The organism is Symbiopectobacterium purcellii (assembly GCF_052050035.1).
Lineage (GTDB): Bacteria > Pseudomonadota > Gammaproteobacteria > Enterobacterales > Enterobacteriaceae > Symbiopectobacterium > Symbiopectobacterium purcellii_A.
In genome coordinates, this window is record NZ_CP189882.1 from 2994186 (window position 1) to 3020667 (window position 26482).

Consider the following 26482-nt stretch of genomic DNA (forward strand, 5'->3'; position numbering starts at 1 on the left):
TGATTACATTATTTAAATGAGCTATTCAATTGATTTTAGACGTAAAGTGATATCTACACGGAAAAACGAAGGGTTGAGTATCCGAGAAACAGCGAAGCAATTTCGGATTGGCCCTGCCTCTGTATCGCGTTGGATTAATCAAATAGAGTCAAAAGCATCGACCACGCGTCAGCGAAAGATCGATAAATCCGAGTTGATAAAAGATGTTGAACAATATCCAGATGCTTACCAAAAAGAACGTGCAGAGCGTTTTGGCGTTTGTCAGAAGGCCATTTGGCAAGCGCTTAAAAAGCTGGGATTGACCTATAAAAAAAACTCTACGTCATCCGAAAGCCGACGAAAACGCCCGGCAGGGATTTCAACAAAAAAAACAACAGTATGAAAAAGAAGGCAAACCTATTGTTTTTATTGATGAAAGTGGTTTTTCACACGATGCCCCACGGACTCACGGCTATTCCCCAAAAGGTCAACGGTGTTTTGGCCTGAAGAACTGGGGAGCTAGGGGAAGAACAAATGTTATCGGCGCTTTATTAGGCACAACGCTGTTTGCTATCGGATTATTTGATATCAATATTAACAGCGATGTTTTCTATGCCTGGGTCACACAAGTCCTTATCCCAGTACTCCCTAAAAACAGTGTAATCATGATGGACAATGCCACTTTTCACAAAAAACATAATATTCAACAAGTCATCATCGATGCAGGGTATATGGTGGAGTATTTGCCTACATATTCGCCAGATCTTAACCCAATTGAGCATAAATGGGCACAAGCAAAAAGGCTTTGTTGAATAATTTAACCGTTTGATTTACATCTTCTTTAGTTAGAATGCATTTACAGAGAATGTATAGCCAAGCGACTTAATTTTGATTACACCATATGGACTGAGAACAAACTCTCTGTATCGCAACCCATCTCTCTTTTTTTGCTTTTTGCTTTTTGCTTGTGCCCATTTATGCTCAATTGGGTTAAGATCTGGCGAATATGTAGGCAAATACTCCACCATATACCCTGCATCGATGATGACTTGTTGAATATTATGTTTTTTGTGAAAAGTGGCATTGTCCATCATGATTACACTGTTTTTAGGGAGTACTGGGATAAGGACTTGTGTGACCCAGGCATAGAAAACATCGCTGTTAATATTGATATCAAATAATCCGATAGCAAACAGCGTTGTGCCTAATAAAGCGCCGATAACATTTGTTCTTCCCCTAGCTCCCCAGTTCTTCAGGCCAAAACACCGTTGACCTTTTGGGGAATAGCCGTGAGTCCGTGGGGCATCGTGTGAAAAACCACTTTCATCAATAAAAACAATAGGTTTACCTTCTTTTTCATACTGTTGTTTTTTTTGTTGAAATCCCTGCCGGGCGTTTTCGTCGGCTTTCGGATGACGTAGAGTTTTTTTTATAGGTCAATCCCAGCTTTTTAAGCGCTTGCCAAATGGCCTTCTGACAAACGCCAAAACGCTCTGCACGTTCTTTTTGGTAAGCATCTGGATATTGTTCAACATCTTTTATCAACTCGGATTTATCGATCTTTCGCTGACGCGTGGTCGATGCTTTTGACTCTATTTGATTAATCCAACGCGATACAGAGGCAGGGCCAATCCGAAATTGCTTCGCTGTTTCTCGGATACTCAACCCTTCGTTTTTCCGTGTAGATATCACTTTACGTCTAAAATCAATTGAATAGCTCATTTAAATAATGTAATCAAAATTAAGTCGTTTAGCTATATTTTGTTAGAACGACAAATCAAATAGTTAGCACAATAAAAAGCATTCCGAGAGGAAAAATTAGTCGTTGAAATTTTATAATGCTTATATAAATCAGTATCTTAAATTATTCAACAAAGCCAAGCAAAACGCAAAAAAAGAGAGATGGGTTGCGATACAGAGAGTTTGTTCTCAGTCCATATGGTGTAATCAAAATTAAGTCGCTTGGCTATATCGTTATTCCACCCGCTTTCTAAGGTTTTGTGTTTTGTGAAAAACCGTTTCTTATTTTTCAAATGAGTGTTGCAAACTTTCAGCTGTTATAGCCAACCGACTTAAAAATGATTACATCCTATGCCCTGATATGCGGCAAAGAAGCATAGCTGGCTGTTATCAAAATAATGTCGCTTGGCTATAACATTGGCGCTGACAATTGGGTTTTTTTACTAACTAAATTGACAAAATTGTGTGTTGGATCAAAAAATAACCCTATTAACGCTAAGGGGGACCGGGTTTTCCGCACGAAAATGGTATAGTGCTTGTGCATTATCAGCTATCCTTTAGCTAGCAGGTTGTTAACAATTGTACCTGGAAGAGCCAGACTGACTCGATTTAGCTGAAGCCTGAAAAGTGAAATGTTAACAAAACAGCGTGCATGTTAAGTTATGTGCTGTTATTTTTAGTAAGGTTGAAAAAAGGTTACAAAATAAAGGACGCAACCACTTCAAAAAGCACTTAACGTAGATGTTTTACGCACTATTTGCAGGGTGATTATCCTTCCTTTTAATCGATGTGACGCCTTAACTGCCAGTAGAGCAGGTGTTCAACGTCACTTTTGATGAGTAAGCAAGAGAATGTCAACAACGACTGAAATCCTCGCCCATCACTGGGCATTTGCGCTATTCGTTATCATCGCCGTCGGCCTGTGCGGCTTCATGCTGCTGTGCGGCTTCCTGCTAGGCGGGAGAGCAAGGGCAAGGGCAAAGAACGTTCCCTATGAATCCGGGATTGACGCGGTTGGCTCTGCGCGTATGCGCCTGTCCGCCAAGTTCTATCTGGTTGCCATGTTTTTCGTTATTTTCGACGTTGAAGCCCTGTATGTCTATGCCTGGGCCGTTTCCATTCGGGAAAGCGGCTGGCTGGGCTTCATCGAAGCTGCCATTTTCATTTTGGTATTGTTGGCGGGGTTGGTCTACCTGGTCCGTATCGGCGCGCTCGACTGGACGCCGACGCGTTCAAAACGGCAGGTTATCAAGTCTGACTTTCCGGTTAACACTACCAACACTCATCCGCAGTAACAGCGAGGCACTTTAAGATGAACTATACGCTCACCCGCATAGAGCCGGACGGTGAGAATGACCGTTATCCCCTGCAACTCCAGGAGATCGTCACCGATCCTCTGGAACAGCATGTTCACCGCAGTGTCTTCATGGGAAACCTGGAGCATGCCTTACACGACACGGTTAACTGGGGCCGCAAGAATTCACTGTGGCCCTACAACTTCGGTCTTTCCTGCTGCTATGTGGAAATGGTGACCTCGTTCACTGCCGTGCATGATGTGGCGCGTTTTGGTTCTGAAGTGTTACGTGCTTCGCCGCGTCAGGCTGACTTCATGGTGGTGGCCGGAACCTGTTTCACCAAAATGGCCCCGGTCATTCAACGCCTGTATGAACAGATGCTGGAGCCGAAATGGGTGATTTCCATGGGCGCGTGCGCCAACTCCGGCGGCATGTACGACATCTACTCTGTCGTGCAGGGTGTTGATAAGTTCCTGCCGGTAGATGTCTATATTCCGGGCTGCCCGCCGCGTCCTGAAGCCTATATGCAAGCGTTGCTGCTGCTCAAAGAGTCTATTGGTCAAGAGCGCCGCCCTCTGTCATGGGTGGTGGGAGAGCAGGGCGTGTATCGCGCCAACATGCAATCTGAGCGCGAACGCAAACGTGAAGAGCGTATTGCGGTGACGAGCCTGCGTTCGCCTGACGAGATTTAATCTGTTAATGGCAAGCAGATTGGCTGCTTAATACTACTCTCACAGGGTAGCAAGATAATAAACGGCAGCCGCACCATTAACAGAATGGCAAAATTACCGTGGTGACCTATTTATGACAGATTTTACGACGCACGACCTCGCGCAGCCGGCCTGGGCTACCCGCGATCACCGGGATGATCCCGTCGTTGGCGAGCTGTGTAACCGTTTTGGACCCGAAGCCTTTACCGTGCAGGCAACCCGTACCGGGATGCCCGTTGTTTGGGTAAAGCGTGAGCAATTACTGGACGTTGTCGCGTTCCTGAAAAAACTGCATAAACCCTATGTGATGCTGTTCGATCTGCACGGGGTGGATGAGCGCCTGCGCACTCACCGTGAAGGCTTGCCTGCTGCAGACTACTCCGTCTTCTATCATTTCATCTCCATTGAACGTAATCGCGACATCATGATCAAGGTGCCATTGTCTGAAAATGACCTGCGCCTGCCGACCATGGTGAAACTGTTCCCTAACGCCAACTGGTATGAGCGTGAAGTGTGGGACATGTTCGGTATCACGTTCGACGGGCACCCGCACCTGACGCGCATTATGATGCCGCAGACATGGGAAGGGCACCCGTTGCGCAAAGACTACCCGGCGCGCGCCACCGAATTCGATCCCTTTGTGCTGACCAAGCAGAAAGAGGATCTGGATATGGAATCCCTGACCTTCAAACCTGAAGACTGGGGCATGAAGCGCGGGACGGAAAACGAAGATTTCATGTTCCTTAACCTCGGTCCGAACCACCCCTCATCACACGGGGCGTTTCGCATCATTCTGCAACTGGATGGTGAAGAGGTTGTCGATTGTATTCCTGATGTGGGCTATCACCACCGCGGTGCGGAGAAGATGGGCGAGCGCCAGTCCTGGCACAGCTATATCCCGTATACCGACCGTATCGAATACCTGGGCGGCTGTGTCAATGAAATGCCCTATGTATTAGCCGTAGAGAAACTGGCAGGGATCGTGGTGCCGAAACGTGTGAACGTTATCCGCGTCATGCTCTCAGAGCTGTTCAGAATAAACAGCCACCTGCTCTACATCAGTACCTTTATTCAAGACGTTGGCGCCATGACGCCGGTCTTTTTTGCCTTTACCGATCGCCAGAAAATTTATGATTTGGTGGAAGCCATCACCGGTTTCCGTATGCACCCGGCCTGGTTCCGCATTGGCGGCGTGGCACACGACCTGCCGCGCGGCTGGGAACGTCTGCTGCGTGAGTTTTTGGACTGGATGCCCAAGCGTCTGGATACTTATGTTACCGCTGCGCTGAAAAACACCATCCTCAAAGGCCGTACTCAAGGCGTGGCGGCGTACAACGCTAAAGAAGCGCTGGAGTGGGGCGTCACCGGGGCTGGACTGCGCGCCACCGGCGTGGCGTTCGACGTGCGTAAATGGCGTCCGTATTCCGGCTATGAAAACTTTGACTTTGAAGTCCCGGTTGGCGATGGCATCAGTGACTGCTATGCCCGTGTCATGCTGAAAGTGGAAGAGCTGCGCCAGAGCTTGCGGATTCTGGATCAATGCCTGAACAACATGCCGGAAGGCCCGTTTAAGGCCGATCACCCGCTGACCACGCCGCCGCCGAAAGAGCGCACGTTGCAGCACATTGAAACGCTGATCAACCACTTCCTTCAGGTTTCCTGGGGGCCGGTGATGCCAGAAAATGAATCGTTCCAGATGATCGAAGCGACGAAAGGCATCAACAGTTATTACCTGACCAGCGACGGCGGCACCATGAGCTACCGCACCCGTATTCGCACCCCAAGCTACGCGCATTTGCAGCAGATACCTTCCGTGATTCGCGGTTGTCTGGTGTCTGACCTGATCGTGTATCTCGGGAGTATTGATTTCGTTATGTCAGATGTGGATCGCTAATTATGCATGATCAAGACACTCAACAACCTATTAACGCCGCAGCCGATGCCGCGCCGAACGAGTCTGTTTTTGTATTGAGCGACGCTGAGCGCGATGCCATCGAGCATGAGAAACATCATTACGAAGATGCGCGTGCGGCGTCCATCGAAGCGCTGAAAATTGTTCAGAAACATCGTGGCTGGGTGCCGGATGGCGCTATCCATGCCATTGCCGACATTCTGGGAATTCCGGCCAGCGATGTGGAAGGCGTGGCGACGTTTTACAGCCAGATTTTCCGTCAACCGGTTGGACGGCACGTGATTCGCTATTGCGACAGCGTGGTGTGCTACATCAACGGTTTTCAGGGCGTACAAGCGGCGTTGGAACGAAAACTGAAGATTAAACCCGGTCAAACTACCTTTGACGGCCGTTTCACCCTGCTGCCGACCTGCTGCCTGGGCAACTGTGACAAAGGCCCGTCGATGATGATCGACGAGGACACGCACAGTCATGTCAAGCCTGACGATATCGATTCGCTATTGGAGCCGTATCAATGAGTATGAACAGGATTTTGACGCCCGAACAGCATCCGCTGACCTGGCGTCTACGCGATGACAAGCAGCCGGTATGGCTTGACGAATACCGCGCAAAGAATGGGTATGTGGCGGCGCAGAAAGCGCTCAGTGGCATGGCTCAGGACGAAGTGGTTAGCCTGGTAAAAGACGCGGGCCTGAAAGGGCGCGGCGGTGCGGGCTTCTCCACGGGGCTGAAATGGAGCCTGATGCCGAAAGACGAAAGCATGAACATCCGCTATCTGCTGTGTAACGCGGATGAGATGGAGCCGGGCACCTACAAAGACCGTCTGCTGATGGAGCAACTGCCGCACCTGCTGGTGGAAGGCATGCTGATCAGCGCGTTCGCCCTTAAAGCCTATTGCGGCTATATCTTCCTGCGTGGCGAATACGTAGAGGCAGCCGTGAACCTGCGTCGCGCCATCGAAGAAGCCAAACAGGCGGGCCTGCTCGGCAAAAATATTCTCGGCAGCGGATTCGATTTCGAACTGTTCGTGCACACCGGCGCTGGTCGCTACATCTGTGGTGAAGAAACCGCGCTGATCAACTCACTGGAAGGCCGGCGCGCGAATCCGCGTTCCAAGCCACCGTTCCCAGCTTCTGCCGGTGCGTGGGGCAAACCGACCTGCGTGAACAACGTAGAAACCCTGTGTAATGTGCCTGCGATTATCGCACACGGTGCCGAATGGTATCAGGGGCTGTCTGCTGGCAAGAGTAAGGATGCAGGGACCAAACTGATGGGGTTCTCTGGCCGGGTGAAAAACCCTGGTTTGTGGGAACTGCCGTTTGGCACCACGGCGCGCGAGATTTTGGAAGACTACGCGGGTGGTATGCGCGATGGGTTTAAATTCAAAGCCTGGCAGCCGGGCGGCGCGGGGACCGATTTCCTCACCGAAGCGCACCTCGATCTGCCGATGGATTTCGAGCATATCGCCAAGGCAGGCAGCCGTCTCGGCACGGCGTTGGCCATGGCGGTCGATCACGAGATCAACATGGTGGGGCTGACCCGCAATCTCGAAGAGTTCTTTGCCCGTGAATCCTGTGGCTGGTGTACGCCGTGCCGCGACGGGTTACCGTGGAGCGTGAAGATCCTGCGTGCGCTGGAGCGAGGCGAAGGGCAACCCGGCGATATTGAAACGCTGGAGCAACTGTGCCGCTTCCTCGGGCCGGGCAACACCTTCTGCGCCCATGCGCCAGGTGCCGTTGAGCCGCTGCAAAGTGCTATCAAGTATTTCCGTGAAGAATTTGAAGCGGGTATTGCGCCGCAATATCTGGGAAATACCAAAGCAATTGGCGGTATTCAGCCGAACCTGCTGAAAGAGCGTTGGTAATCAAGCCGACAATAACAGGAGACGAAACACGTCTCCGCTGGCGGATAGCCTGCTCTTATTACAGAATTTTTGATTAGCGCCTGTGGCAACACGGGCCATTATGGAAGCATGCTGACTATGGCTACGATTCATGTAGACGGCAAAGAGTATGAGGTGAACGGCTCGGACAACCTGCTAGAGGCTTGTCTGACGCTGGGGCTTGATATTCCTTACTTTTGCTGGCATCCCGCGCTGGGTAGCGTCGGTTCCTGCCGCCTCTGCGCGGTGAAGCAGTACCAGAATGCGGAGGACACGCGTGGCCGTCTGGTCATGTCCTGCATGACCCCCGCAACAGATGGCGCGTTTATCGCCATCGACGATGAGGAAGCCAAACTGTTCCGTAAAACCATCGTCGAATTCCTGATGGCTAACCACCCGCACGACTGCCCGGTCTGCGAAGAGGGTGGCAACTGTCATTTGCAGGATATGACGGTGATGACGGGACACAACTTCCGCCGCTATCGCTTTACCAAACGTACTCACCGCAATCAGGATCTGGGGCCGTTTATCTCTCATGAGATGAACCGCTGCATCGCCTGCTATCGCTGTGTGCGTTACTACAAAGACTACGCCGGTGGCACCGATTTGGGCGTGTATGGTGCCCATGACAACGTCTACTTTGGTCGTCCTGAAGATGGCGTGTTGGAAAGTGAATTTTCCGGCAACCTGGTCGAAGTGTGTCCGACCGGGGTGTTCACTGATAAAACCCACTCTACGCGCTACAACCGCAAATGGGATATGCAGTTTGCGCCCAGCGTCTGCCAGCAGTGCAGCGTCGGGTGTAACACCAGCCCCGGTGAACGTTATGGCGAGCTGCGTCGTATCGAAAACCGCTATAACGGTAGCGTGAACCACTATTTCCTGTGTGACCGTGGCCGTTTTGGTTATGGCTACGTCAACGCGAAAGATCGTCCGCGTCAGCCGTTGCAGCGTCGTGGCGATGACTGGATTGCCCTGAATGCCGATCAGGCGTTGCAAGGGGCGGCGGATGTGCTGCGTCAGTCAAAATGCGTCATCGGCATTGGCTCTCCGCGCGCCAGCGTAGAAAGCAACTTTGCGTTGCGCGAACTGGTGGGGGCGGAACGCTTCTACACTGGTATTGCCCACGCTGAGCAGGCGCGTTTACAGCTGATCCTCAACGTGTTGCGCGACAGCGGTGTACGCACCCCGATGCTGCGTGATATCGAAAGCTATGATGCCGTGCTGGTGCTGGGCGAAGATTTGACCCAAACCGGCGCGCGTATTGCGCTGGCGGTTCGTCAGGCGGTGAAGGGGAAAGCGCGTGAAATGGCAGCTGCACAAAAAGTGGCAGACTGGCAGATTGCGGCCATTCTCAACATCGGCCAACACGCCAAGCATCCGCTGTTTATGACATCGGTAGATAAAACCCGTCTGGATGATATTGCCGCCTGGAACTACCGTGCACCGGTAGAGGATCAGGCGCGCCTTGGCTTCGCCATCGCTCATGCGTTGGATGAAAATGCCCCGGCAGTCACCGATTTGGATGCTGCTCTGGCACCGAAAGTTGACGTTATCGTGCAGGCACTGGCTGGTGCGAAGAAACCGCTGATTATCTCTGGTACCCATTCTGGTAGCGAAGCAGTTATCGAAGCGGCTGCCAACGTGGCGAAAGCGCTTAAACAACGCGGTTCAGATGTCGGTGTGACCTTTGTCGCCTCCGCCGCGAACAGCATTGGCCTGTCGATGATGGGCGGCGGTTCGCTGGACGATGCGCTGGCTCAGTTGGAGAGTGGTGCCGCCGATAGCGTGGTGGTGCTGGAAAACGATCTCTATCGTCACGCCCCGCAGGCGCGCGTGGATGCGGCGCTGGCTAAAGCCACCAATCTGATCGTGCTGGATCACCAGCGCACAGCGATCATGGACAACGCGTCGTTAATCCTCTCTGCCGCCAGCTTTGCTGAAAGTGATGGTACGCTGATAAATCAGGAAGGCCGCGCTCAGCGTTTCTTCCAGGTGTACGATCCGGCCTACTATGACAACAGCGTGGTGATGCTGGAAAGCTGGCGTTGGCTGCATTCGCTGGCGACCACCTATCAGAGCCGTAAGGTCGATTGGACACAACTGGATCACGTGATTGATGCCTGTGTGAGCGCGTTGCCGCAGTTAGCAGGTATCAAAGACGCTGCGCCAGATGCCAATTTCCGTATCAACGGGCAGAAACTGGCGCGTTCGCCTAATCGCTCCAGCGGCCGTACCTCAATGCGCGCCAATATCAGCGTGCATGAACCGCGTCAGCCACAAGACAAAGACACGATGTTTGCCTTCTCGATGGAAGGGAACAACAGTCCGACAGCCGCGCGCCAGCAGATTCCGTTTGCCTGGTCTCCCGGTTGGAACTCCCCGCAGGCGTGGAACAAATTCCAAGACGAAGTGGGCGGTCACCTGCGCCACGGGGATCCGGGTGTGCGTTTGATCGAAGCGGGCGAAGGCGAACTGGGTTACTTCGACGCCATTCCGGCAGCGTTTAACACACAGCCGGGACAGTGGCGCGTCGCACCTTATTACCATTTGTTCGGCAGTGAAGAGATGACACAGCGTGCTACGGTTATCCAACAACGTATGGATGATGCTTACGTGATGGTCAGTCTTGCTGATGCCGCGCTGCTGGGGGTTAACGCTGGCGCGCTGCTTGAGCTGCGCTGTCAGGGCCAGACCCTGCGCCTGCCGCTACGACTGAGCGACGCTCTGCGTCAGGGACAGGTTGGATTGCCGTTAGGTTTCCCGGGTATTGCGCCGTCGCTGGCAGGGGCAACCATTGAAAGTCTGAGGGAGGCTGCACAATGAGCTGGTTAACACCGGAGGTTATGTATACCTTGATCGCCGTCGGCAAAGCCATGGTGATCCTGCTGGTGGTCGTCACCTGCGGCGCATTCATGAGTATGGGTGAACGTCGCCTTCTGGGGCTGTTCCAAGGGCGTTACGGACCAAACCGCCTGGGGTGGGGCGGATCATTGCAGCTGGTTGCTGACATGATCAAGATGTTCTTTAAAGAGGACTGGGTACCGCGCTTTACCGACCACGTGATTTTCACGCTGGCACCGGTCATTGCCTTTACCTCGCTGTTGCTCTCGTTTGCGATTGTGCCGGTCACTCCGACCTGGGGCGTAGCCGATTTAAACATCGGCCTGCTGTTCTTCCTGATGATGGCGGGGCTGGCGGTGTACGCCGTGCTGTTCGCCGGTTGGGCGAGCGGTAACAAATACTCGCTGCTGGGGGCGGTGCGTGCATCAGCACAAACGCTGAGCTACGAAGTGTTTCTCGGTCTGTCGCTGATGGGCGTGGTCGCACAGGCGGGTTCTTTCAACATGGGCGATATCGTCGAATCTCAAGCGCACTTGTGGAACGTCATTCCGCAGTTCTTTGGTTTTTTGACCTTTGCCATCGCGGGTGTAGCGGTGTGCCACCGCCATCCTTTCGACCAACCGGAAGCGGAGCAAGAACTGGCGGATGGTTACCACATCGAATATTCCGGTATGAAATTCGGTCTGTTCTTCGTCGGGGAATACATCGGCATCGTGACCGTATCGGCGCTGATGGTAACGCTGTTCTTCGGCGGCTGGCATGGGCCATTGTTACCGCCTTTCGTTTGGTTTGCGCTGAAAACCGGCTTCTTCATGATGATGTTCATCCTGATCCGTGCTTCGTTGCCGCGTCCGCGCTATGACCAGGTGATGACCTTCGGGTGGACCGTCTGCCTGCCGTTAACGCTGCTTAATCTGCTGGCGACGGCGGCCGTGATTTTGTACAACGCACAGTAAAGGGAACTGAACCATGAAGATAAAAGACATTGTGGTTGGTTTCGGTACCCAGGTACGCAGTATCTGTATGGTCGGGTCCAACGCCTTCAAAAAGCGTGAAACCAAAATGTATCCGGAAGAGCCGGTCAACCCACCCCCACGCTATCGTGGTCGTATTGTGCTGACGCGCGATCCGGATGGTGAGGAGCGTTGCGTTGCTTGTAACCTGTGCGCCGTGGCCTGTCCGGTCGGCTGTATCTCGTTGCAGAAAGCGGAAATGAAGGATGGCCGTTGGTATCCCGAATTTTTCCGCATCAACTTCTCGCGCTGCATTTTTTGCGGCTTCTGTGAAGAAGCGTGCCCGACCACCGCGATTCAGCTGACGCCGGATTTTGAAATGGGCGAGTATAAGCGCCAGGATCTGGTGTACGAGAAACAAGATCTGTTGATCTCAGGGCCCGGTAAATACCCGGAATACAACTTCTACCGGATGGCGGGTATGGCTATCGATGGGAAAGAGAAGGGCGACGCCGAAAACGAAGCCAAACCCATTGATGTCAAAGGCCTGTTGCCCTAAGGAGCCGAGCATGGAATTCGCGTTTTATGCATCGGGGTTAATCGCCATTCTGGCGACCCTACGTGTGATTACTCACACTAACCCTGTACATGCATTGTTGTATTTAATCGTCTCGCTGCTGGCTATCTCCGGCGTATTTTTCTCGCTGGGGGCGTATTTCGCCGGGGCGGTAGAAATCATCGTTTATGCCGGTGCCATCATGGTGCTGTTCGTGTTTGTGGTGATGATGCTGAACTTGAATAGCGTAGACCAACAGGAAAGCGCCTGGTTGAAACCGAGCGTGTGGATTGGTCCGGCGGTGCTGGCGCTGGTTCTGCTGCTCGTAGTGGTTCGCGCCGTTTTCAGTATTAGCAGCGCGGAAATCACAGGGAACATGATTGATGCCAAAGCCGTTGGCATCACGCTGTTTGGACCTTATGTGTTGGCGGTGGAATTGTCCTCTATGCTGTTGCTGGCTGGGCTGGTAGTGGCGTTCCACGTGGGCCGTGAGGACAAGATGGTCGATAGCCAGGCTAAAGAAGAGACCGAGAAGAAACTGGCGGAGGAGCGTGCATGATCCCGTTACAACATGGGTTAGCTTTGGCTGCCATTTTATTTTCTCTCGGCCTGATGGGCCTGATTATTCGGCGTAACCTCTTGTTTATGCTGATTAGTCTGGAAGTGATGATCAATGCCGCCGCGCTGGCGTTTGTGGTTGCCGGCAGCTATTGGGGGCACGCGGATGGGCAGGTGATGTATGTTCTGGCGATCACGCTGGCGGCAGCGGAAGCCAGCATCGGTCTGGCGCTGTTGCTCCAGATGTATCGCCGTCGTCATACCCTGAATATCGATACTGTCAGTGAGATGCGCGGATGAACTTACTCTACTTAACAACATTATTCCCGCTGCTCGGCTTTTTGCTGTTGGCATTTTCGCGCGGTCGCTGGTCGGAAAACACCGCGGCTACCGTGGGTGTGGGTTCTATCGGGTTGGCCGCCTTGACCACCTGCTGGGTCGCGATTGATTTCTTTGCGCAGCACCATGATGGCGGTGTGACCTTTTTCACGCAACCTCTGTGGACCTGGATGGCAGTCGGCAATTTTAACATTGCCTTCCGTCTGGCGCTGGATGGCTTGTCTCTTACCATGCTGTCGGTGGTGACGGGCGTTGGTTTCTTTATTCATCTGTTCGCCTCCTGGTACATGCGCGGTGAAGAGGGCTACTCTCGCTTCTTCGCTTACACCAACCTGTTTATTGCCAGCATGGTGATCCTGGTGTTGGCGGATAACCTGCTGCTGATGTACCTCGGCTGGGAAGGGGTAGGGCTGTGCAGTTATCTGCTGATCGGTTTCTACTACACCAATCCGAAGAACGGTGCGGCGGCGATGAAAGCCTTCGTCGTGACGCGCGTTGGTGACGTGTTCCTGGCGTTTGCGCTGTTTATCCTGTTCAAAGAGTTGGGCACGCTCAATTTCCGCGAACTGATGGTGTTGGCACCGCAGAAACTGGCAGAAGGATCTCCGGCGATTACCTGGGCAACGCTGATGTTGCTGGGTGGCGCGGTGGGTAAATCTGCCCAGTTACCGCTGCAAACCTGGTTGGCAGATGCGATGGCTGGTCCGACGCCGGTTTCCGCGCTGATCCACGCCGCGACCATGGTAACAGCTGGGGTTTACCTGATTGCCCGGACCAACGGTTTGTTCCTGATGGCGCCGGATGTGCTGCATCTGGTGGGTATCGTTGGTGCCGTGACGCTGGTGCTGGCGGGATTTGCCGCGCTGGTACAGAGCGACATCAAGCGCGTGTTGGCCTACTCCACCATGAGCCAGATTGGTTACATGTTTCTGGCGCTGGGCGTGCAGGCGTGGGATGCGGCGATTTTCCACCTGATGACGCATGCCTTCTTTAAAGCGTTGTTGTTCCTGGCCTCCGGCTCGGTGATTCTTGCCTGCCATCACGAACAGAACATCTTCAAGATGGGCGGACTGCGTAAAACCATTCCGCTGGTGTACGTCAGTTTCCTTATTGGCGGCTCGGCGCTGGCGGCACTGCCGTTGGTCACCGCCGGCTTCTTCAGTAAAGATGAAATTCTGGCGGGTGCCTGGGCTAACGGCCATATGGATTTGATGATGGCGGGGCTGGCCGGGGCGTTTATGACCTCGCTGTACACCTTCCGCATGATTTTCATCGTGTTCCATGGCGAAGCGAAAACCAAAGCGCACGCAGGCAAAGGGCTGTCTCACCACATTCCGTTACTGGTGCTGATGGTGCTCTCCACGTTCATCGGTGCGTTGATTGTGCCGCCGTTGCACGGTGTGCTGCCGCAGACCACGGAACTCGGTCACGACCGAACTCTGACGTTAGAAATTGCGTCTGGCGTGGTGGCGATTGCCGGTATTCTGCTGGCCGCGGTGCTGTGGCTGGGTAAACGCCAGTTTGTGACCAGCGTAGCGCAGAGTGCTCCGGGTCGCTTCTTCTCTACCTGGTGGTTCCACGCCTGGGGATTTGACTGGCTGTATGACAAAGTCTTCGTACAACCGTATCTGGCGATTGCCAAACTGCTACAGCGCGATCCGTTGAACGCGATGATGGGCTTGCCTGCCGTGGTGGTGCGTTGGGGCAACAAAGGGTTGGCCGTCAGTCAGAATGGCCAACTGCGCTGGTATGTTGCGTCAATGGGCATAGGGGCGGTTGTGGTGCTGGCATTGTTACAGTTTATCTGATGGCCTGTTATCTGATGACCCATTATCAGGTGACACCGTGCCGTGAGGTAAACGCGATGAAAAACACGCAGTAATGATGCGCAGGGGCGGGAAGCCAATACGAATGGCTACCGCCACAGCAAGTTTTCAGATTTCTTAAAATTAGGGACGCAAAACGCCATGCTACTACCTTGGCTAATACTTCTCCCCTTTATCGGCGGCCTGCTGTGCTGGCAGCTCGAGCGCTTCGGCACCCGCGTGCCGCGCTGGATCGCACTGATATCGATGGGGTTAACGCTGGTGCTGTCGCTGCTGCTTTGGTTGCAGGGCGGGTACTCTTTAACGGCGCAGTCTGATGTGCCGTTCTGGCAGTCTGAATACAACGTGCCGTGGATTCCGCGCTTCGGTATCGGTATTCACCTGGCGCTGGATGGGTTGTCGCTGCTGATGGTGGTGCTGACCGGTCTGCTGGGGGTGTTGGCAATCCTGTGTTCGTGGAATGAAATCCAACGTTACCAGGGCTTCTTCCACCTGAACCTGTTGTGGATCCTGGGCGGCGTGATTGGCGTGTTCCTGGCGATTGACATGTTCCTGTTCTTCTTCTTCTGGGAGATGATGCTGGTGCCGATGTATTTCCTCATCGCACTGTGGGGACACAAAGGTTCCGATGGGAAAACGCGTATTACCGCGGCCACCAAGTTCTTTATCTACACCCAGTCCAGCGGCTTGATCATGCTGATTGCCATTCTGGCGCTGGTGTTTGTGCATCACGATGCCACTGGGGTGTGGACCTTTAGTTACACCGATCTGCTGCACACGCCGATGTCGCGCGGCGTGGAATACCTGCTGATGCTGGGCTTCTTTATCGCCTTTGCGGTGAAAATGCCGGTTGTGCCTCTGCACGGCTGGTTGCAGGATGCGCACAGTCAGGCGCCGACGGCGGGTTCTGTCGACCTGGCGGGTATCTTGCTGAAAACAGCGGCCTACGGTCTGCTGCGTTTCAGCCTGCCGCTGTTCCCCAATGCGTCCCATGAATTTGCGCCTATCGCGATGTGGCTGGGCGTTATCGGTATCTTCTACGGCGCCTGGATGGCGTTTATGCAGACCGATATCAAACGCCTGATTGCCTACACGTCGGTGTCTCACATGGGCTTTGTGATGATTGCCATCTACTCCGGCAGCCACCTGGCGTATCAGGGGGCGGTCATTCAGATGATTGCGCATGGGCTTTCTGCGGCCGGTCTGTTTATTCTGTGCGGCCAGCTTTACGAGCGTCTGCATACGCGCGATTTGCGTCAGATGGGCGGCCTGTGGGCGCGCATTCGTTTCTTGCCCTCACTGTCGTTGTTCTTTGCGGTGGCGACGCTGGGGATTCCGGGCACCGGCAACTTCGTCGGCGAGTTTATGATTCTGTTCGGTAGCTACCCTGTGGTGCCGGTGATCACTGTGATTTCGACGTTTGGTCTGGTGTTTGCCTCCGTCTACTCGCTGGTGATGATGCAACGCGCTTACTACGGCACGCCCAAATCCGATGAAAAACTGCCGGGGCTGTCCACCCGTGAATTGTCTATGGTGATGTTGCTGGTGGTATTGCTGGTGCTGCTCGGGTTGTTCCCGCAGACCATCCTGAATACGTCTGATGCGGCAATGGCTAATATCCAGCATTGGTTTATGTCATCAGCGGCTGATTCAACACTTTCAACGACAAGGCCGTAATTCGCCATGACAATAACTCTTCAACACCTGGTCGCGCTTCTGCCGCTGTTAATCGTCGGTTTGACCGCCGTGGTTGTGATGCTGTGCATTGCGTGGCGACGCAACCATTTCTTCAATGCCACTGTCACGGTGATCGGTCTTAACATTGCGTTGTTCTCGCTGATTCTGGTGGGTAACGCGGGTCCGATGGACGTGACGCCGCTGCTGCGGGTAGACGGTTTCTCCATGTTCTACACCGCGCTGGTGCTGCTTGCCAGTCTGGCGACCTGCACGTTCGCTTACCCGTGGCTGGAAGGCTATTCGGATAACCGCGACGAGTTTTATCTGCTGGTGGCAATTGCTGCGTTGGGCGGTGTTATGCTGGCCAGCGCTAACCATTTGGCGTCGCTGTTCATCGGTATTGAACTTATCTCACTGCCGCTGTTCGGTCTGGTGAGCTATGCGTTTCGCCAGCGTCGCTCGCTGGAAGCTGGCATCAAATATATGCTGCTTTCTGCTGCTGCCTCGTCCTTCCTGCTGTTTGGGATGGCGCTGGTCTATGCTGATTCGGGTAGCTTGAGCTTTGCCAGTCTGGGTGCGCGGATGGCGGATCGTACACTGTACGAGCCGCTGCTGTTGGCCGGTCTCGGCATGATGATTGTCGGTTTGGGGTTCAAACTCTCGCTGGTGCCGTTCCACCTCTGGACGCCGGATGTGTATCAAGGTGCCCCGGCACCGGTGTCGACTTTCCTGGCGACTGCCAGCAAGATCGCCATTTTTGGTGCTGTGATGCGTCTGTTCCTCTATGCGCCTATGGTTGACAGTGATTCGGTCAGAACGGCGCTGGGTGTGATCGCGTTTGCCTCCATCCTGTTTGGTAACCTGATGGCAGTTGCGCAAAGCAACATCAAACGTCTGCTCGGTTACTCTTCCATCGCTCACCTCGGCTACTTGCTTGTGGCGCTGATTGCCGTACAAACTCACCAGTTGGCATTAGAAACCGTGGGGGTCTATCTGGCGGGCTACCTGTTCAGCAGCCTGGGAGCCTTTGGGGTTGTCAGCCTGATGTCCAGCCCGTACCGTGGCCCGGATGCGGATTCTCTGTTCTCTTATCGTGGGCTGTTCTGGCATAAACCGATTCTGTCTGCGGTCATGACGGTGATGATGCTTTCTCTGGCTGGTATCCCGATGACGCTGGGCTTTTTCGGCAAATTCTATGTATTGGCCGTAGGCGTTGACGCCAAGCTGTGGTGGCTGACGGGTGCGGTGGTGGTGGGGAGTGCCATTGGCCTCTACTACTATCTGCGTGTCATGGTCAGCCTATATCTGACGGCACCGCAAGAACGTCAGCGTGATACGCCCAATAACTGGGCGCTAACCGCAGGCGGCGTGGTGGTGTTGATTTCTGCCATCGCTGTGCTGCTGCTGGGGTTGTATCCGCAGCCGCTGATTTCACTGGTGCAGATGGCGCAGCCGTTGATGTAATACATCGGAATTGCATTATAAAAGCGGCCGCAGCCGTTACCCGGTTGCGGCCGCTTTTTTTTTTGCGCGTCAGGCGGTTATGTTGGTCTGTTGTTTATCCTGGTTTCTATTTTCGGAATGGTCTGTGGTGATCAAGGCCCTAATGTGTCGAGAACTTGACTATAGTTAATCTACCGTTGAGTGAAATAACATGGAGTCGATTATGGCTGAAAAAAACAACCCACAGGCCCCATTCCCAGTCGAAACGCAACAAAACGGTAGGGCATTATGCCGCCTGTAAGTGCGTTAAAAATACCTCATTTGGAGAACGATAACCCAGCGATTTTCGGCCTCGCGTATTGAGCAGGTGTTCGAGTGCTGCAACCTTGCGATGGGTGACATATAGCCAACCGACTTAAAAATGATTACATCCTATGCCCTGATATGCGGCAAAGAAGCATAGCTGGCTGTTATCAAAATAATGTCGCTTGGCTATAATTGAAGTCCGTTCCCTTCGGGTAAAAACGCCGTATCAGGCCGTTGGTATGCTCATTCAACCCGCGTTCCCAGGAATGATATGGCCGGGCAAAGTAGACCGGTGCCCCCGTGACTTTTGTAATTTCCCCGTGCTGGGAAAATTCAGAACCGTTGTCAGCAGTCAGGGTTTTAAACTCGCAGAAGGTATTGGCAACGATGTCCCTGAAGGCCGCTACCACTGTCTCTGCTCGCTTGTTGGGCAGTTTGCGAATGATGACCAGCTTGACGGCTTTATCGACCACCGTCAGCAGGAATGATTTCTGATCTTTGCCAAAGATGGTGTCAATCTCGAAATGCCCGGGTTCCTGCTTGAGGTCAGCAACGGCCGGCCGCTGCTCAATGCCAACACGGTTGGGAATAGGACCGCGTTTGTTCTCATCGGTCTGATAGTTATACCGTTTACCCCGATGAGGGAGCTGCTGATACAGCTCACCGCCGGCCCGGCGCTCCTGCTGGATATAGCGATAGAGCGAGTTCTTGCTGACGGACAGGCCAAATTCCAGGACCAGGCGCCCACTGATGACCTCAGGTGAGGTGTGGGTAGACAGCGCCGTTCTGATAAAGTCCTGAATGTGCGGTTCAAGCTGGTTAATCACGCTGTCCGGCCGTGTTTTCTGCCGCCGCCCTCTGGCCAACGTTTCGGCCCTTCTGCAGGAATAGACCCCGTTGAAAGCGGCGTCGGTATTGCGTCTGAGTTCCCTGCTGATGGTAGAACGAGGAAGCTCCAGTTCCCGGGCGATGGTGGCCTGGTTAACCCCATCACCACGCCGTTTTTCGATGTAGAACCGCTCTTTGTGAGTCAGATGTTTTCCCTGCATGCAACGGGATCTCCAGTAGGGCCAGAACGGTGATTTTATCCGGGTCTGGCCAGTGGGTCACTTTGTTGCATTTCGACTGGGAATTGGGCCAGAAGATATTCGTATTGAAGATGATGCGAAATTATTAGCCGATACATTAGATGATATATTGCGTTATTCTGGTGATAGTGCTGATGAAGCTTATATTACCTTGAAGAAAAATGCGGAGAATGCCCTATTGGAAGTTAAATCGAGATTAGGTATTTCCGACAGTTATTATGCTAAGGCGAAACAAGTCGCCAATCGTGCGGACGGTTATGTGCATAAAAAACCGTGACACAGTGTAGGCGTAGGCGCATCGTTAGGGATTGTACTTGGTCTGCTATTGGCGCGCCATTAACGTGATTTTTCAATAGGGTACGGTGATAATATGATTATTGCCGTGCTGTTTATTTGCTTTTCTTGATTCGCTGACTATATTAAAGAAAATATTATCTTAGGGTATTATATTATGGTGTATTACGGAATAAATGCGCCACTTATTTATCGATGCTAAATATCTTTTTTATAAGCGAAGATTCTCATTTGTTTTTTTCAAGGATAATTTTGTTTCTTCCTGGCTTCCATATCTGCTACTGTGTGGCCGTCATGAACGTTACTCTTACCTGTAAATAATATCACTAACGGATAAGTGCATTACTGCCTGGATACGAGGCTGATGCAGGTATTATCATCATACACGTCGGTTGAGACACTCTGCTGTATAAACCGGCATTGCCAGAATGCATGAAGATATTGAGGAGAACCATCAAGCATGAAGACGCCAAGGCCTCGATGGAACAGAGGCACCTTGCTTTCTTCCCGGCCATCTCTGCTTACTTCGGAGCAGAACAGACTGAGCCGCAAACACGTCTTACCTCAATCATTGTCAAATGCATGGGGGGTTGAAGCGTTACAACTTGATGAAGAGGCGATGCAGCATCACTCTTTAACGCTAAAGCAACTGCGCCTGTGTTTACCCGACGGTACGTGGATTGACGCCGCCAGATTGTCTGGGCTGTGTTGTGCAGTCCCGTTGGATCGCCATTTGGCACCACAGCTGCAACAGGTGGATGTGCTGTTGGCGCTTCCTTCCAACGAGCATCAGCGCGATGCGTTACCTCACCCTTCTCGTGTTCAGGAGCCGCCTGCATTAGCCTATGGCGTGAACGCGCCGGAGAAAGCACCCCGAGAGAACGATATGGCCGCGAGCTCCGCAATTTGTGTACGCTTTAGCGTTGATGAAAACCGTGATTATCACACGTATCCTATTGCGCGACTTAACCGCAATGGGCAAGGACGTTGGGAAATCGATACTTCGTTCATTCCACCGTTGCTAACGTTTTCCGCCTCACCGATGCTGGTGGCGCAGTCGAAGCAATTGTTGTCGCGTTCTCGCTGCAAACGTCGCCGTCTGCTGGCGCTGCGCCATGAACAACCCAGAAAGCATGGGCAGCCAGATATGCCGCTGTTTTGGTTGTTGAACGTGTTAAATCGCTACGAGTCCGTGCTGAGTGAAATTAGCCAGGCAACGGCGTTGCATCCGGAATTGGTCTATCGTGAGCTGGTTAAGTTAGCCGGTCCGCTGTTGCCCTATACGCAAGGGTGGAGCGCGGCGGATATTCCCCGCTATGACCACACTCGCCTCGCAGAGGTGTTTTCGTCTCTCTTTTCACTACTCAATGCGTTACTTGAAACCTGTATGCCCGCCAGAACCGTGGGGATCGCGCTAAGGCGTGAAAAAGATCATCTGTGGGTCGGCCAGTTACAGCCGCATAATCTGGATTCTGTCTCTGAGATTTATCTTTTGGCGCACTCATCCTGGTCTTCGCAGCGGTTGCGCGCGCATATCATGACGCAGTGTGCGGTTGGCACACGACATGCCGTCCGTATGCGCCAAGACGCAGCGAGTCAGGATAAACCGTTGCAACCGGTTAATGACATCCCTGCGGTTATTCCTCTGAATTGGGAAAACCTCTGCTTTAGCGTCGACCTTGAGCATTCCGGCGTACAGGATGCGCTGGCTTCCGGACACTGCGCTATCTCGGTGCCCGATCACTGTGGTGATTTATCGCTGAGACTTTTCGCAGTGCTGAAGGAGTAAACCGTGGTTTTCCCCCTCAGAGTTCGGTATCAGACAGCCAATAAATCGCCTCATAAGGGCGCAACGTCAGTGAAACCGGGTGCACGGGAGGATCATCATAGTTGCTTAGCAGCAGGCGCCAGCGCTGAGGGAACGGCTGGTTAGTTAGGCAGCGCGTAATACTGTATTTTCCGACTCAGATTGGCGAGCACCAGCAACTGTTGTCCCTGCCAGCGGCGGCGATAGAACCAGAGGGTTGGATGCTCAGGGGACAGGTCGTGGTAGTCGCCATAGGTCAGCAGTGGCAGCGCTTTACGCAGGGCGATCAACCGTTGGTAGGTGTAAAACACCGAGTGCGGATCGGCAAGTGCCTGCGATACGTTAATCTCCGCGTAACCTGTTCCGGGGGATATCCAGGGCGTACCTGACGTAAAGCCCGCCGACGGCGCAGCTGACCATTGCATCGGGCTGCGCCCATTATCGCGTGATTTGTGGGCGAGAATACGCAGCACCTGCGCGGGTGTTTCACCCTTGGCGAGATGTTCCGCGTAGACATTCAGGCTTTCTATATCGCGATAGTGCTCAAGGGTGTAATAGCCGGAGTTGGTCATACCGATCTCTTCCCCTTGATAAATATAGGGGGTACCCTGCATGCCGTGCAGCACCATCGCCAACATTTTGGCTGACGGCGTGCGATAGTCGCCCTCATCGCCAAAGCGAGAAACGATGCGTGGCTGATCGTGATTACACCAGAATAGTGCACTCCAGGCTTTATTATGCATACCGCGTTGCCAGGTATTGAACAACGCTTTCAACGCAATGAAATCCGGTGCTGCCAGCGTCCACTTCTCTCCGCCCGGATAATCCACTTTTAGATGATGGAAGTTAAACGTCATTGACAATGCATTGCCCGTCAGTGGGGCATAATGTTGGCAGTTCTCTAAGGTGGTCGAAGACATTTCACCGACGGTCACGAGTTTGCGCGGAGAGAATACGGTGCGGTTGCATTCGTGAAGAAACTCCACCATACGTGGCCCATCGGTATAAAAGCGGCGACCGTCACCTTCGCTATCCGAGGGGAAATCCTGCTGTTTCGACACCAGATTGATCACATCCAGACGCAGGCCATCCACCCCTTTATCCGCCCAAAAGTGACAGACCGCTTGCAACGCCTCACGAACCGGCGCGTGCTCCCAGTTCAAATCGGCCTGTTGTGGTGCGAACAAATGCAGGTAATGTTGCTGACTGGCGGCATGCCACTGCCAGGCGCTGCCGCCGAATTTTGAACGCCAGTTGTTGGGGGCGACGTTTCTGTTCCGGCGCGCCAGTAGTAAAACGCGCGATAGTCGCTATCAGGCGTTTGTGCCTCTATAAACCAAGGGTGCTGGGCAGACGTATGGTTAAACACCATATCCATAATGATACGCATCCCGCGCCCGTGGGCTTGCGCGATCAACGTTTCCATATCGTGCATCGTGCCATAGACGGGATCGATGTCGCAGTAGTCGGCAACGTCGTAACTATTATCCATCTGCGGCGAGGGATACACCGGTGTAAGCCACAGCGCATCGGCACCTAACTGTTGCAGATACTCCAGACGCGAAATAATGCCTTGCAGATCGCCAGTGCCAGAACCGGTGCTGTCCTGAAAACTCTTGGGATAGATTTGATAGATGACGCCATTGCGCCACCAAGGAAGCGGTGCTGTCATACCATTACCCATTTGCGCTTTACCTGTACGCTAGTTATAGGACGCAATTACCCATTGGGCAATGCGCCCAGTCGTTGTTTACGCCGGTACACCGTGGTGGTCAGTATCACGGGTATCACGACTGCGATCGCCATAGCGACCAGATAGACGCTCCAAAATGAGGGCTTGATGGACAGTATGCCGGGTAAGCCACCGACGCCAATGCCATTGGCCATCACGCCGCTCATGCCGCACAGGAGTGCCGTCAGCGCGGAGCCAATCATGGCACACAACATGGGAAAGCCGTATTTGAGGTTGATACCGTACATGGCGGGTTCTGCCACGCCCAACATATCGGAAATTGCCGCTGGCACGGAGGTCTCTCATTCATTCACCTTGCGACTGATCAGCATAATGCCAATCACCGCAGAGCCCTGAGCAATTTTTGACAGTGCAATCAGTGGCCAAACCGGGGTGTGTCGCATACTTTGAATCATTTGCAAATCGATAGCCAACGTCGTTTGGTGTACGCCGGTAATCACCAGTAGCGCATAGAGAAAGCCAAACAGCGCCGCGCCGATAGGCGCAAAACTGCCGGTCATCACGTTTGTGATTGCCCAGGCGATACCATCTCCAATGCTGCGCCCAATCGGGCCGATGACCGTGTGCGCCAGAAATACCGCCAGCAGCAGCGACAGCACTGGGACATTCACCAGATGCAGTGAAGACGGTATCCATTTTTTAAGACGCCGTTCAATCATTGCCAGCATAATACCGGCCAGCAGGGAAGGGATGACCTGTGCCTGGTAGCCGATACGCTCTACCGTAAACCCGCCAAAGTCCCACACCGCCGGTATTTGCTGACCGATAGAATAGGCATTCATCAACTGGGGGGAAACGAGCGTGATACCGAGAATGATGCCCAGCACCGGTGTGCCACCCATTTTTTTCACCGCTGACCAGCAAATTGCCACGGGCAGATAGTAGAAGATGGCTTCACCCAGCAGCCAGAGGAAATCATAGATCGTGCGGCATATTGGGCTGCGCTCGATCAGCGGCTGACCTTCAACCAGCGGAATGTCCCCGATAACGTTGCGGACGCCGAGGATCAAACCGCCACTGATCAAGGCTGGCAACAGCGGGTAAAAGATCTCCGAGAAATGTGAAATAGCCTGTTCCCACAGTGACATTAAGCGTGTTGCTTAATAGTGAAATAAGGGTGTTTCGGTGATTGAAGTAAATTTTACGCTGTTCTGAGATGGAAATTCCAAAGACCGGCGCTAAGGAGTAAGAAGGTATCATCAATAAAGGGTCTACGATTCCGTAAAATTTGGGTCATGCAACCGAGGCGCTTGATACCCGCGATGGTGTGTTCAACTGTATACGGAGAGTCTGTAAAGAATTTTGTGTAAATGGCTCCATTGCTTAACCGGAGATTCGTTCTCCATACATCAACATGAATTGGCTCATAGCAGGTTTCCAGTCTCTGATTGGCAAGGTCCATTTAGCAGAGATATTATGCAAGGCTAGATAGAGTAATTTTATCACCGAGTCATCCGTTGGAAATATTCGTCGCGTTTTCGTTATCTTGCGCAATGAAGCATTTAACGACTCTATCGCGTTGGTGGTGTAGATAACCTTGCGGATCTCCGGCGGAAAGTCAAAAATGACGATGAGACGTTCCCAATTATTTCTCCACGACGGGCTGATCGTCGGGAACTGTTCATCCCATTTGGCCGCGAAGGCATCCAGGGCCTCTTCAGCGCCCTCTAGCGTTGCGGAACTATAGATGGTGCGCAGGTCAGCAGCAACGGCCTTACGCTCTTTCCAGCCGACGTAGCGCAGCGAGTTCCGCACCTGATGCACAATGCAGAGCTGTACCCGCGTATGCGGGTAAACAGCTTCAATGGCATCAGGAAAGCCTTTCAGGCCATCGCAGCAGGCGACGAAGATGTCCTTTAGCCCACGATTTTTCAGTTCTGTCATCACAGATAACCAGAACTTGGCCCCCTCAGTTTTGGCTATCCATAGCCCCAGCAGCTCTTTTTCGCCCTGGCCGTTGACGCCGAGGGCCAGATAAACAGACTTGTTGGCCACGGCTCCGCCGTCCTGGCTTTTGACAACAATACAGTCAAGGTAAACAATGGGATAAAGCGCATCCAGCGGCCGTTGCTGCCAGCGCTTAACTTCATCCATCACAGCATTGGTCACTTGAGAAATGAAGCCAGCGGAAACATCGACCCCGTAGACTTCTTTAAAGTGTGCCTGAATATCACGGGTTGATAACCCTCTGGAATAGAGAGAAATAATGCGGTCATCGAAGCCGTTAAGCTGTTTTTCGTGCTTACCGATCAGTGTCGGCTCGAAGGTACTGTTGCGGTCGCGCGGAATATCGAGCTCGATCTCCCCATTTTGGCTACGTACGCTCTTGGATGTCTTGCCATTGCGTGAGTTGCCTGAATGATTACCAGCCGGGTCATGCTTAGCATACCCAAGGTGCATCTCCATCTCAGCTTCAAGAACCCGTTCCGCCAGTCTTTTAGTCAGCACCTTGAGTAGGCCTGATTCACCCAGCAGATCCTGAGGGGAGTGACAATCTTGAAGCAGTTGGTCAATAAGTTCGTTGCTGATAGGCATTTTGTTATCCTTTGAAGGTTTTCCTCAAAATGCCATTTACACAGATTATTTTACAGTCTCAATACGGATGCCCGAGATTATTTTATTTTCTTGTTTTTGTTCAGGCGATAAAGGTCTTTTTCGAGTTCCTTTTTTTGGGATTTGTGTATTAGGATGCTGTTTATCTATACCTTGAAAACCGGTATCTGCCCAGATGGTTACCTCAGGAGGAATATGGCGAATTATATCGACTTTATCGAGTAAGCGTTTATCGTGACGGCGCCCATTTTTGCTCATGGGGATAAATCCAATTTGCCTTGTTTCGTCGGTCATAATAAGCCCTTTTCGAGTGGTCTGTCTTTTCTTTCCCGAATACATTTTTTTTCGCCGACGCAGATTCTTAGGCTTTTGGACAGGTCGCTCTGTCCCATCAATAAAGACGTCTTTAACTCCAGGAAAGGCGCGAAAAAATTCCTCAGCAGAGCGAATTTGACGAGCGGGCAAAACACATTCTCGCCCCAAGGTCATCTCTAAAACCGGCAATAATATTTTTACCCAGCGACATACCCGTGTTCTATCTAAACCAAAAAGAAGTCCTTGCAAATCATAGGTCGGATAACATTTTAAATACAATAAAATAAAAAGCAGTTTATCTAATGGGGTTGGGATAAATCCTTTCTGCCCTGCACCCATCTGCCGCTCGTGATCTTTTCGATTCTTTTTCCGATAAATCAAATAACAAGCTGAAAATTCAGCGGCTAAATTTTTCAATTCTTCGACTGATAATCCAATGATTGCTTTACATAAACGATTATCTCGTAACAACCGCTCTTTGTTGATCATTTCAAACCTTTATTCTCTAAGTTAAACCTCTTTTTATTCTCAATAGCCTGACAAAAAATGCAAGTCTCTATTCAGCAACTAGTTTATTGTATGGCGCATGGCGTGCCGAGCTGCGTCTTGATTTTCACGGGCTTTACCGATGGCGGCCTGTAATGCCTGGTAA

The 26482-nt window shown here is 52.4% G+C and carries 23 protein-coding genes and 2 pseudogenes; 17 read left to right on the top strand and 8 right to left on the bottom strand.

Annotated elements, in window-relative coordinates; translation table 11 throughout:
- The first annotated feature begins 16 nt into the window (after positions 1-16).
- Together ACQGXV_RS20765 and ACQGXV_RS20770 are read left to right on the top strand one after the other, a co-directional pair.
- A complete protein-coding gene (locus ACQGXV_RS20765) occupies positions 17-382 on the top strand; it encodes an IS630 transposase-related protein (protein WP_440862584.1) in 366 nt (121 codons plus the stop codon).
- A complete protein-coding gene (locus ACQGXV_RS20770; protein WP_440867539.1) occupies positions 306-791 on the top strand; it encodes an IS630 family transposase in 486 nt (161 codons plus the stop codon). The genes ACQGXV_RS20765 and ACQGXV_RS20770 overlap by 77 nt, the downstream gene beginning before the upstream one ends.
- 33 nt (positions 792-824) lie before the next feature.
- On the opposite strand, the gene ACQGXV_RS20775 is transcribed toward ACQGXV_RS20770, so the two are convergent.
- Positions 825-1412: an IS630 family transposase gene (locus ACQGXV_RS20775; protein WP_440867540.1), complete on the bottom strand. Its 588-nt coding sequence runs from the start codon at positions 1410-1412 to the stop codon at positions 825-827.
- Positions 1336-1701, bottom strand: a complete 366-nt coding sequence (locus ACQGXV_RS20780) for an IS630 transposase-related protein (protein ID WP_440862584.1) — start codon at positions 1699-1701, stop codon at positions 1336-1338. The genes ACQGXV_RS20775 and ACQGXV_RS20780 overlap by 77 nt, the downstream gene beginning before the upstream one ends.
- 869 nt (positions 1702-2570) lie before the next feature.
- Here ACQGXV_RS20780 and ACQGXV_RS20785 point away from each other — a divergent pair.
- The 13 genes from ACQGXV_RS20785 to nuoN all read left to right on the top strand — a co-directional run bounded on the left by ACQGXV_RS20785 (position 2571) and on the right by nuoN (position 17735).
- Complete coding sequence (locus ACQGXV_RS20785; protein WP_440862966.1) at positions 2571-3014, top strand: NADH-quinone oxidoreductase subunit A; 444 nt, start codon at positions 2571-2573, stop codon at positions 3012-3014.
- A gap of 17 nt (positions 3015-3031) precedes the next feature.
- Positions 3032-3706 carry a NuoB/complex I 20 kDa subunit family protein gene (locus ACQGXV_RS20790; protein WP_440862967.1) on the top strand — a complete coding sequence of 225 codons (675 nt, stop codon included), beginning with the start codon at positions 3032-3034 and terminating at the stop codon, positions 3704-3706.
- 112 nt (positions 3707-3818) lie between these two features.
- Complete coding sequence (nuoC, locus tag ACQGXV_RS20795) at positions 3819-5618, top strand: NADH-quinone oxidoreductase subunit C/D (RefSeq protein WP_440862968.1); 1800 nt, start codon at positions 3819-3821, stop codon at positions 5616-5618.
- Between the two features lie 2 nt (positions 5619-5620).
- Positions 5621-6154 (top strand): NADH-quinone oxidoreductase subunit NuoE, encoded by a 534-nt coding sequence (nuoE, locus tag ACQGXV_RS20800; RefSeq protein WP_222157558.1) that lies wholly within the window; start codon positions 5621-5623, stop codon positions 6152-6154.
- Entirely contained in the window at positions 6151-7500 is a 1350-nt protein-coding gene (gene nuoF / locus ACQGXV_RS20805; RefSeq protein WP_440862969.1) for an NADH-quinone oxidoreductase subunit NuoF, read from the top strand. The genes nuoE and nuoF overlap by 4 nt, the downstream gene beginning before the upstream one ends.
- 108 nt (positions 7501-7608) lie before the next feature.
- Positions 7609-10344, top strand: a complete 2736-nt coding sequence (gene nuoG, locus ACQGXV_RS20810; RefSeq protein ID WP_440862970.1) for an NADH-quinone oxidoreductase subunit NuoG — start codon at positions 7609-7611, stop codon at positions 10342-10344.
- Entirely contained in the window at positions 10341-11318 is a 978-nt protein-coding gene (nuoH, locus tag ACQGXV_RS20815) for an NADH-quinone oxidoreductase subunit NuoH (protein WP_440862971.1), read from the top strand. Before nuoG ends, nuoH begins: the two co-directional genes overlap by 4 nt.
- A gap of 13 nt (positions 11319-11331) precedes the next feature.
- Positions 11332-11874, top strand: coding sequence for an NADH-quinone oxidoreductase subunit NuoI (gene nuoI / locus ACQGXV_RS20820; RefSeq protein ID WP_222157554.1), 543 nt, complete (start codon positions 11332-11334; stop codon positions 11872-11874).
- Positions 11875-11884: 10 nt separating this feature from the next.
- A complete protein-coding gene (gene nuoJ / locus ACQGXV_RS20825; RefSeq protein ID WP_440862972.1) occupies positions 11885-12430 on the top strand; it encodes an NADH-quinone oxidoreductase subunit J in 546 nt (181 codons plus the stop codon).
- Positions 12427-12729 carry an NADH-quinone oxidoreductase subunit NuoK gene (gene nuoK / locus ACQGXV_RS20830; RefSeq protein WP_440862973.1) on the top strand — a complete coding sequence of 101 codons (303 nt, stop codon included), beginning with the start codon at positions 12427-12429 and terminating at the stop codon, positions 12727-12729. Before nuoJ ends, nuoK begins: the two co-directional genes overlap by 4 nt.
- Positions 12726-14576 carry an NADH-quinone oxidoreductase subunit L gene (gene nuoL, locus ACQGXV_RS20835; RefSeq protein WP_440862974.1) on the top strand — a complete coding sequence of 617 codons (1851 nt, stop codon included), beginning with the start codon at positions 12726-12728 and terminating at the stop codon, positions 14574-14576. The genes nuoK and nuoL overlap by 4 nt, the downstream gene beginning before the upstream one ends.
- 159 nt (positions 14577-14735) lie before the next feature.
- Entirely contained in the window at positions 14736-16271 is a 1536-nt protein-coding gene (nuoM, locus tag ACQGXV_RS20840; protein WP_440862975.1) for an NADH-quinone oxidoreductase subunit M, read from the top strand.
- Between the two features lie 6 nt (positions 16272-16277).
- Complete coding sequence (gene nuoN, locus ACQGXV_RS20845; RefSeq protein WP_440862976.1) at positions 16278-17735, top strand: NADH-quinone oxidoreductase subunit NuoN; 1458 nt, start codon at positions 16278-16280, stop codon at positions 17733-17735.
- A gap of 452 nt (positions 17736-18187) precedes the next feature.
- On the opposite strand, the gene ACQGXV_RS20850 is transcribed toward nuoN, so the two are convergent.
- Positions 18188-19069 carry an IS30 family transposase gene (locus tag ACQGXV_RS20850; RefSeq protein ID WP_440862977.1) on the bottom strand — a complete coding sequence of 294 codons (882 nt, stop codon included), beginning with the start codon at positions 19067-19069 and terminating at the stop codon, positions 18188-18190.
- Between the two features lie 76 nt (positions 19070-19145).
- Here ACQGXV_RS20850 and ACQGXV_RS20855 point away from each other — a divergent pair, with 76 nt between their 5' ends.
- Together ACQGXV_RS20855 and tssK are read left to right on the top strand one after the other, a co-directional pair.
- Positions 19146-19385, top strand: coding sequence for a DUF883 family protein (locus ACQGXV_RS20855; RefSeq protein WP_440867541.1), 240 nt, complete (start codon positions 19146-19148; stop codon positions 19383-19385).
- A gap of 477 nt (positions 19386-19862) precedes the next feature.
- Positions 19863-21191 carry a type VI secretion system baseplate subunit TssK gene (gene tssK, locus ACQGXV_RS20860; protein ID WP_440862978.1) on the top strand — a complete coding sequence of 443 codons (1329 nt, stop codon included), beginning with the start codon at positions 19863-19865 and terminating at the stop codon, positions 21189-21191.
- A 16-nt stretch (positions 21192-21207) separates the two neighbouring features.
- Here tssK and ACQGXV_RS20865 read toward each other — a convergent pair.
- The 5 genes and pseudogenes from ACQGXV_RS20865 to ACQGXV_RS20885 all read right to left on the bottom strand — a co-directional run bounded on the left by ACQGXV_RS20865 (position 21208) and on the right by ACQGXV_RS20885 (position 26319).
- A pseudogene (locus tag ACQGXV_RS20865) lies at positions 21208-22881 on the bottom strand (alpha,alpha-phosphotrehalase).
- Between the two features lie 47 nt (positions 22882-22928).
- A pseudogene (gene treB / locus ACQGXV_RS20870) lies at positions 22929-24044 on the bottom strand (PTS trehalose transporter subunit IIBC); the annotation flags it as partial.
- Positions 24045-24103: 59 nt separating this feature from the next.
- Positions 24104-24364: a hypothetical protein gene (locus ACQGXV_RS20875; protein WP_440867830.1), complete on the bottom strand. Its 261-nt coding sequence runs from the start codon at positions 24362-24364 to the stop codon at positions 24104-24106.
- Entirely contained in the window at positions 24286-25497 is a 1212-nt protein-coding gene (locus ACQGXV_RS20880) for an IS256 family transposase (protein ID WP_440862551.1), read from the bottom strand. Before ACQGXV_RS20880 ends, ACQGXV_RS20875 begins: the two co-directional genes overlap by 79 nt.
- Before the next feature lie 45 nt (positions 25498-25542).
- Positions 25543-26319 carry a transposase family protein gene (locus ACQGXV_RS20885; RefSeq protein ID WP_440862979.1) on the bottom strand — a complete coding sequence of 259 codons (777 nt, stop codon included), beginning with the start codon at positions 26317-26319 and terminating at the stop codon, positions 25543-25545.
- Positions 26320-26482 lie beyond the last annotated feature (163 nt).